At 75.0% G+C, this 7534-nt stretch carries 7 protein-coding genes; 2 read left to right on the top strand and 5 right to left on the bottom strand.

Going from position 1 to position 7534, the window contains the following annotated elements:
• Positions 1 to 90: 90 nt before the first annotated feature.
• Together AB0J67_RS37630 and AB0J67_RS37625 are read right to left on the bottom strand one after the other, a co-directional pair.
• The gene (locus AB0J67_RS37630) at positions 91 to 612 is read right to left on the bottom strand and encodes a hypothetical protein (RefSeq protein ID WP_363489999.1); all 522 of its coding nucleotides are present in this window, start codon (positions 610 to 612) and stop codon (positions 91 to 93) included.
• The gene (locus AB0J67_RS37625; RefSeq protein WP_363489997.1) at positions 609 to 1298 is read right to left on the bottom strand and encodes a hypothetical protein; all 690 of its coding nucleotides are present in this window, start codon (positions 1296 to 1298) and stop codon (positions 609 to 611) included. The genes AB0J67_RS37630 and AB0J67_RS37625 overlap by 4 nt, the downstream gene beginning before the upstream one ends.
• Before the next feature lie 166 nt (positions 1299 to 1464).
• Between AB0J67_RS37625 and AB0J67_RS37620 the strand changes: the two genes are divergently transcribed.
• A complete protein-coding gene (locus AB0J67_RS37620; RefSeq protein WP_363489995.1) occupies positions 1465 to 4461 on the top strand; it encodes a BTAD domain-containing putative transcriptional regulator in 2997 nt (998 codons plus the stop codon).
• 27 nt (positions 4462 to 4488) lie between these two features.
• Here AB0J67_RS37620 and AB0J67_RS37615 read toward each other — a convergent pair whose 3' ends face one another.
• From AB0J67_RS37615 to AB0J67_RS37605, 3 genes are all read right to left on the bottom strand, one after another.
• Positions 4489 to 4878, bottom strand: coding sequence for a PPOX class F420-dependent oxidoreductase (locus AB0J67_RS37615; RefSeq protein ID WP_363489993.1), 390 nt, complete (start codon positions 4876 to 4878; stop codon positions 4489 to 4491).
• A gap of 71 nt (positions 4879 to 4949) precedes the next feature.
• Positions 4950 to 5606, bottom strand: coding sequence for a response regulator transcription factor (locus tag AB0J67_RS37610; RefSeq protein WP_363489991.1), 657 nt, complete (start codon positions 5604 to 5606; stop codon positions 4950 to 4952).
• Positions 5603 to 6787: a histidine kinase gene (locus tag AB0J67_RS37605; RefSeq protein WP_363489989.1), complete on the bottom strand. Its 1185-nt coding sequence runs from the start codon at positions 6785 to 6787 to the stop codon at positions 5603 to 5605. Before AB0J67_RS37605 ends, AB0J67_RS37610 begins: the two co-directional genes overlap by 4 nt.
• A 132-nt stretch (positions 6788 to 6919) precedes the next feature.
• Between AB0J67_RS37605 and AB0J67_RS37600 the strand changes: the two genes are divergently transcribed.
• Positions 6920 to 7465, top strand: coding sequence for a hypothetical protein (locus AB0J67_RS37600; RefSeq protein WP_363489987.1), 546 nt, complete (start codon positions 6920 to 6922; stop codon positions 7463 to 7465).
• The last annotated feature ends 69 nt before the right edge of the window (positions 7466 to 7534 follow it).

The raw sequence follows: 7534 nt of genomic DNA, 5'->3' as shown, positions 1-7534 counted from the left end.
GTCGCCGCCCTGGTCTCCGACCGCACCATCACCTGGTGAAACGCCCCGGAGCGGCCCATCACGCGACCTCAACTATTGCGCACAAGATCGTTAGACGTACGCGTTGACGGCATCGATGTCATGGGTGTCGTAGTACCGCGGCCAGATGTCCACCTGCATGCACGAGTTGTCGTTGCTGTCGTTGCTGTGCGCGCGGTGGCCCAGCCCGCCGGAGTGCCCGAACTCGTGGCAGCCCAGGCTCTGCCACTTGGACAGGCTCAGCCCGTTCATCAGCCGGGTGTTGAACTTGATGTCCATGTGGTCGCACTTGCCGTTGAGCCAGTTGCGGTCCGTGCACGAGGTCTGCCCGTACCACGATCCGGAGTACGACGCGTCGTAGACGTGCAGGTCGGAGCCGCCCGTGCTCATGGTGATGTCGGTCTTGTTCAGCTGCGCCCGGCCGTGCGCGGCGGCCGCCGCGCCGTTGGTGGTCAGCGACTTCGTCTCGACGTCCTGCTGGGCGTTGTCCGGCGGGCCCGCGTTGGCCTTGTCGCCGTGTCCGGCCGAGGCCGGGGTCGCGGCCACGGCGATCAGCAGGATCGCGGTGGCGGCGGCGAGGACGGTGCGCCTCATTCTCCTTCTCCCGTCGTGGAGTCCGGTGCGGAGCCGGCGGGCCCGGCCGCGCCGAGGGTGCCCGCGGCGTAGGCCTGGCTGGCGTTGTAGAGGGTGACCGGGAACATGGCGGGCTGGATCGCGGTGATCCGGCCGGCCAGCTCGTGCTCGGTGTTGCTCGGCTGCAGCGCGCCGTTCACGCTCAGCACCCGGCCGTCGGAGCTGGTCAGCTCGTAGGCGTTGGCGTTGCCCACGGCGCGCCGCAGGAAGAAGTAGCCCGTGTCGCCGACCTGGCTCCACGCCACCCCGTTGAGCAGGTAGCCGCGGCCCAGCGAGTCCCAGCCCTCCTCCTCCAGCAGGATGCTCGGCGGGATCAGCGTGTTCTTCGGGTTGTGCAGCACGTCGTCGACGGTGATCGTCACGTTGCGCAGGCGGATCTGGCTGGTCGTCGAGCCGTCCTCGTCGGCGCCGGTGAACCGGCCCTCGCCGACCGCGCTCACCGTGCCGTAGACGACCAGGTGCGAGGTGGCGAGCAGGCTGTCGACGGTGCTGAAGGAGAACATCTCCTTGCCGTGCGCGACGGACTCGGGCGCCTCGTCGTACCGGATCTGGGGGTCGCCGCCGAACCCGAGGGTCAGCGCCGTGGCGACCGCCGCGGCGAGGCCGATGCCGGCCAGGCGCAGGCGCCGCCGGTCCCGCTGTCTCATGTGGACTCCTTTGTGGCCGGAGTGATTGATCACATAAGACTTCCGGCTGCCGCTGTCATATAGTCGACGTTCCGCCGACGGGTGGCCCCGGGCCGAACGCGCTGGTGGGGCACCGTGCCGGACCGGCCCGGTACGGGTAACGGTACGGGCGGACGATGGAGGGCAGTTGCAGGACGGACCGTCGCCCGTGGGCCGCTCGCTGCGCGAGCGCCGCGCCCGCGCCGGGCTGAGCCAGTCGATGCTGGCGGCCCGCGCCGCGGTCAGCCTGGCCGCGCTGCGTGACCTGGAGCAGGGCCGGGTGGCACGGCCCCGCCCGGACACGGTGCGGCGCCTGGCGCAGGCACTCGACCTGTCCCCGCCCGAGACGGCAACTCTGCTGCGCACGGCGCGCGGCGGCGAGGCCGCCGGGGTGCGGATCCAGGTGCTCGGCCCCCTGCTGGTCACGGCCGGTGCGGCCGAGGTCGGCCTCGGCTCGCCGAAGCGGCGCGAGCTGCTGGCCCTGCTCGCGCTCTCCCCCGGCGTGCCGGTCTCCCGCGACGAGCTCGTCGAGCTGCTGTGGGGTACGCCGAACGGCGCGCGGCTGCTGCACACGCACGTCTCGCGGCTGCGCGCCCGGCTGGAGCCGTACCCGGTGCGGATCGTCGCGGCCGGTGGGGGCTACCGGCTGGACGTGGCCGTGGCGCAGCTCGACCTGGCCGTCTTCCGGCACGCCCTGGGCCACGCGCGCCGGCTGATGGCGGGGGGCGAGCGGGAGCAGGCCGTGCGGCGCTACCGGGAGGCCGCCGCGATGTGGCACGGGCAGCCACTGGCCGACCTGCCCGCGCTGCAGACCCACCCGGCGGTCATCGCACTCGGCCGGGACCGCCGTGCCTGCGCCGTCGAGTACGCCGACGCCGGTGCCCCGCCGGACGAGGTGCTGGCGGTGCTGCGCCCGCTGGCCGCGGCGGACCCCCTGGACGAGGCCGTGTGCCTGCGGTTGATGGCGGCGCTGGCCGGCACCGGGCAGCGGGCCGCCGCGCTGGCCGAGTTCGGCGCGCTGCGCCGCGGGCTGCGCGAGGAGCTCGGCGTCGATCCGGCGCCCGAGCTGGAGCGGGCCTACCGCGACCTGCTGGCGCGGACCGCCGGCCCGGCTCCCGACCCGGTGCCGCCGCCGACGCGGGCCCACGGCGAGCGAGGGGCGGGCGACGTCCCCGAGCAGCTGCCCGCCCCGCCGCCGACGTTCTCCGGCCGGGCCGGCGATCTGGCCGTGCTGGACGGGCTGGTGGCGTCCTGGACGGGCGAGACGACCCTGCTCTGCGCGGTCACCGGCATGGCGGGCGTCGGCAAGTCCACGCTGGCCGCGCACTGGGCGCACGCGGCACGCGGCTCGTTCCCCGACGGGCGGCTCTACGCCGACCTGCGCGGCTTCGACCCCGCCCGGCCCGCCATGACCTCCGGCGAGGTGGTGCGGCTGTTCCTGGAGGCGCTGCGGCCGGGTGAGCCGGTGCCGCCGACCCCGCAGGCGCAGGTGGCCCGCTATCGCAGCCTGCTGGCGGGGCGGCGGATGCTGATCCTGCTGGACAACGCGCGCGACGCCGAGCAGGTGCGGGCGATCCTGCCGGGCACGCCGGGCTGCCTGGTGCTGGTGACCAGCCGGGACCGGCTGACCGGCCTGGTGGCCGTCGAGGGTGCCCATCCGCTCCCGCTCGGCGTCTTCGCGGCGGACGAGGCGCGCGCGTACCTGACGCGCCGGCTCGGCGCCCGCCGCACCGGCGCCGACGCGCAGGCCGTGGCGGAGATCGTCGAGCGCTGCGGGCGGCTTCCGCTCGCCCTGGCCGTCGTGGCCGCACGGGCGGCGGCGCATCCGTGGTTCACGCTCGCGGCGCTGGCCGCGGAGCTGCGGTCGGGGCAGGGCGCGCTGTCGGCGCTGGAGGTCAACGACCGGGCCTGCGACGTGCGGTCGGTGTTCGCGCACTCCTACCAGGATCTGGACGAGGCCCGCGCGCGGTTGTTCCGGCTGCTGGCGCTGCATCCCGGCCCCGAGATCTCGGTGGCGGCGGCCGCGGCCCTGGCCGGTGCCGGGGCCGGGTCCGTCCACCGGCACCTGCGCGACCTGGCCCGCGCCCACCTGCTGGAGGAGCCGTCGCCGGGCCGCTTCCGCTTCCACGACCTGCTCCGGGCGTATGCGTACGAGCTGGTCCAGGCCACGGAGAGCGACGACGGGCGGGCGGCGGCGGCGCAGCGCATGTTCGGCCACTACCTGGACAGCGCGGCGCGGGCCGCGCTGCTGATCGCGCCGCACCGCGACCGCGTCATCGCCGAGCCCGGGCCCGCCGGGGAGCCGCAGGGCGGTCACCGGGAGGCGTTCGCGTGGTTCGACGTCGAGTATCCGGCGCTGCTGGCGATGGTGGACGTCGCGCCCGACCCGTACCTGTGGCGGCTCGGCTGGGTGCTGGCGCCCTACCAGGACCGGGCGGGCCGCTGGCGCGACTGGGCGCAGGTGCAGGAGAAGGCGGTGGCCGCCGCGGAGCGGACCGGCGACCGGCTCGGTGCCGCGCACAGCCGCCGTGGCCACGGGCGCGCGCTGACCTGGCTGCGGCGCCACGACGCGGCGCACGCGGCGCTGCGGGGGGCGATCGAGGCCTTCACCGCGCTGGGCGACACGGCGGCGCTGGGCCACCTGGAGCTGGACCTGTCCGATGTGTACGAGCAGAGCGGCCGCCCGGAGTCGGCGCTGCACCACGCCGAGCGCGCCGTGGCGCTCTACGAGCAGGCCGGGCACCGGTCGGGTCTGGCCAACGCGCTGAACATCATGTGCTTCCTGCTCGCCGCCGTGGGGCGGCACGAGCTGGCCGTCCACTACGGGGAGCGGGCGCTGCGGCTGCAGTGCGACCTCGACGACCGCCGGGGGCAGGCGGCCACCCAGGACAGCCTGGGCGTGGCCTACTCCCGGCTCGGCCGGCACGCGCTGGCCCTGGCCGGCCTCGACCAGGCACGGCGCCTGTTCGCCGAGGTCGGGGACCGGCCGGGCGTCGCGGACGTGCTGCTGCACCTGGGCGACTGCCACCTGGCCGCCGGCTCGCGCGGGCAGGCGGTGACGGCGTGGCGGGCCGCGCTGGAGATCTTCGAGGAGCTGGGTCTCGGCGCGGCCGAGCAGGCGCTCAGCCGCCTCGGCGGGCCGTGACCCGGCCGCCGGTGCGCACTGGCGGCGTCAGCGTGCGAACACCTTCGACGGGGTCAGACGGCAGACCACCCGGACGTTGGCCGGGCTGCTCTCGGTGAACGGGCGGCCGTCGTAGCGCTGGGACAGCCGCTGGATCAGCTCCGGGCCGCCCTGCTCGGTCATCGTGACCGTGCCCCGGATCTCCACGTACTGGTACGGGTTCTCCGGGTCGAACATGGTCAGCGAGACCCGCGGCTCACGCTGCATGTTCAGCGTCTTGCGGCGGCCCAGGATGGTCGAGAAGACGACGTCGTCGCCGTCGCGGGTCACCCAGATGACGCTGCTCTGCGGCGACCCGTTCGGGTTCACCGTGGCCAGCGTGGCGAAGGTGTCGGTGTCGAGCAGCCGCTTGGCGGGCTCCGGGAGTTCAACGGTCACACCGTCCCCCAACGCACGGCCGCCGATTTTGTTCCGCGCACCGGGCGCCGGTTCGCGTCGGCACATAGGGCTCAGCCGGGCGGGCGCAGGCCGTGCTCGCGGGCGAGGATGGCCGCCTGCACGCGGCTGCGCAGGCCCAGCTTGGCCAGGATCCGGCTGACGTGCGTCTTCACCGTCGCCTCGGCCATCTGCAGCGCCTGCGCGGCGTCGGCATTGGACAGTCCCGCGCCCAGGCAGCCGAGCACCTCCCGCTCCCGTCCGGTCAGCGTGTCCAGGTCCGGCGCGGCCGCCGGGTCGGTCCACTCCGGCGCGGCCAGGAAGCGGTCCAGCAGCCGCCGCGTCGCCGCCGGGGCGATGATCGCGTCGCCGCGCGCAACCGTGCGCACCGCCTCGGCCAGCGCCGCCGCTTCGATGTCCTTGAGCAGGAAGCCCGCCGCACCGGCGCGCAGCCCGCCGAAGACGTACTCGTCGAGGTCGAACGTGGTCAGGATGAGCACCTGCGCCAGCTGCTCGGCCACGATCTCGCGGGTCGCGGCGATCCCGTCCAGCACCGGCATGCGCACGTCGAGCAGCGCCACGTCGGGCCGCTCGCGGCGGCACAGCTCGATCGCCTGCGCGCCGTCGGCGGCCTCGCCGACCACCTCGATGTCCGGCTGCGTACCCAGGATCAGGACGATGCCCGAGCGGACGGCGGGCTGGTCGTCGGCGACGACCACGCGGATGCTCATCCGGCCGCCTCCGCCGCGTGCCGCACCGGCAGCCGAGCCCGCAGCCGCCAGCGGCCGTCCTCGGCCCCGGCGGTCAGCGTGCCGCCGAGCAGCGCGGCCCGCTCCCGCATCCCGATCAGACCGTGCCCGCTGCCGGACGTGGCAGCACCCGGCCGCACCGGGTTGTCCACCTCGATCAGCACGCGGTCGGCGTCGACGTCGACCCGCAGCGCGGCCGTGCCCGTGCCGTGCTTCCAGGCGTTGGTCAGGCTCTCCCGCACGATCCGGTGCGCGGCGAAGTCGACGCTCACCGGCAGTGCCCGGTCCGTGCCCGCGGTGCGCAGCTCGACGGTGAGCCCGTCGCCCTCGGCCTGCGCGACCAGCTGCGGCAGCGCGGCCAGGCCCGGCCGGGCGGCCGGGTCGGCCTCGGGGGCGGTGCCGCTGTCGCGCAGCAGGCCGATCATCTGCCGCATCTCGGCCAGGCCGGACACGCTGCTGGCCCGGATCTGCTCGACGGCCTGGCGCACCAGCCGCGGGCTGGGGTCGGCCGCGGACAGCAGCGCGGTGGAGTGGATGGCGATGGCGCTGAGCTGGTTGGCGACCACGTCGTGCAGCTCGCGGGCCATCCGGGCGCGCTCGTCGGCGACGGCCTGGCGCTGCTCCCACGCCGCCAGCCGCGCCGTCTCCTCGGCCCGCAACCGCTGGACTTGGGCCTGCTCCCGGTACTGCCGCACGCTGATGCCGGTCACCGTGGGCAGCACCGCGACCAGCGCGACGACCAGGCCCAGCACGATGCCGCGCCAGTCGCCGCTGCCCAGCACGCCCGCGACGGCGGCCAGCACCGAGGCGGCCACCGAGCCGATCAGGTTGGCCCGCCACAGCCAGGCCCGGCCGTAGACGCAGGCGTCGTACACCACCTGCGTGAAGATCAGCGCGGTGCCGAGCGAGCCGCCCAGCAGGGTGTCGGCGGCCAGCGCGACGAGGCCGATGCCCTCGGCCGTGCCCGGGGCGAGCCGGCGCAGCAGGCAGCAGCCCGCCATCACGGTCATCGGGACCAGCAGCAGCCACTGCGGCGCGCCCGACCAGGGCCCGTCGCCCAGGAACATGCGCCAGCCGCCGGCCGCGTACAGCAGCAGGCCGCCGACGAACGAGACCAGGCTGATCGCCAGGTCGGTCCGCCACGAGGGCCAGCGCACGGTCACCGCTTGATCACAACACACCGCCCCGGGTCGCGGCGACCGGCCGGGGGCGGAGACGGGCTACATCCTTCGGTGTACGCCGGGTTCATGCCGTGCTCCGAGGCGCGGGGACCGGCGGCCGGACACGATCGGTACATGTTGCTGTTCGTCATCGCCGCGTGCGAGATCGGGTTCTGGGTCATCCTCGGCGCCGGGCTGGCCGCCCGCTACCTGCTGCGCTGGCCGGCCGTCTCGACGGTGCTGCTGGTCGGCGTGCCCGTGGTCGACCTGGTGCTGCTCGCGGCCACCGCGATCGACCTGCACCGGGGCGCCACCGCCACCTTCGCGCACGGGCTGGCCGCGGCGTACCTGGGCTTCTCGGTGGCGTTCGGGCACTCGATGGTGCGCTGGGCCGACGTGCGCTTCGCGCACCGGTTCGCGGGCGGGCCCGCCCCGGTCCGGCCGCCCAAGTACGGCGCGGCCCGCACCCGGCACGAGTGGCGCGAGTGGGGCAAGGCGTTCGTGGCGTGGCTGATCGCGGTGGCGCTGCTCGGCGCGGCGATCCTCTACGTGGGCGACGCGGCCCGCACCGCGGAGCTGGCGGGCTGGATCCAGCGCCTGACCGTGGTGCTCGGGATCTGGCTGGTCGGCTGGCCGGTCTGGTACACGGTCTTCCCCAAGCGCGAGCCCAGCCGAGCCTGAGTCCGGTGCGACGTGACAACTTCTGGGTTGTCGAGCTCGGGTAGCAGCGAGACCGACAGGCCCGCTTCG

The sequence above is a fragment of the Catellatospora sp. NPDC049609 genome, from assembly GCF_040675365.1.
GTDB lineage: Bacteria > Actinomycetota > Actinomycetes > Mycobacteriales > Micromonosporaceae > Catellatospora.
The sequence above is the reverse complement of the archived record's forward strand: the minus strand, read 5'-3'. Positions and strand labels throughout refer to the sequence as shown.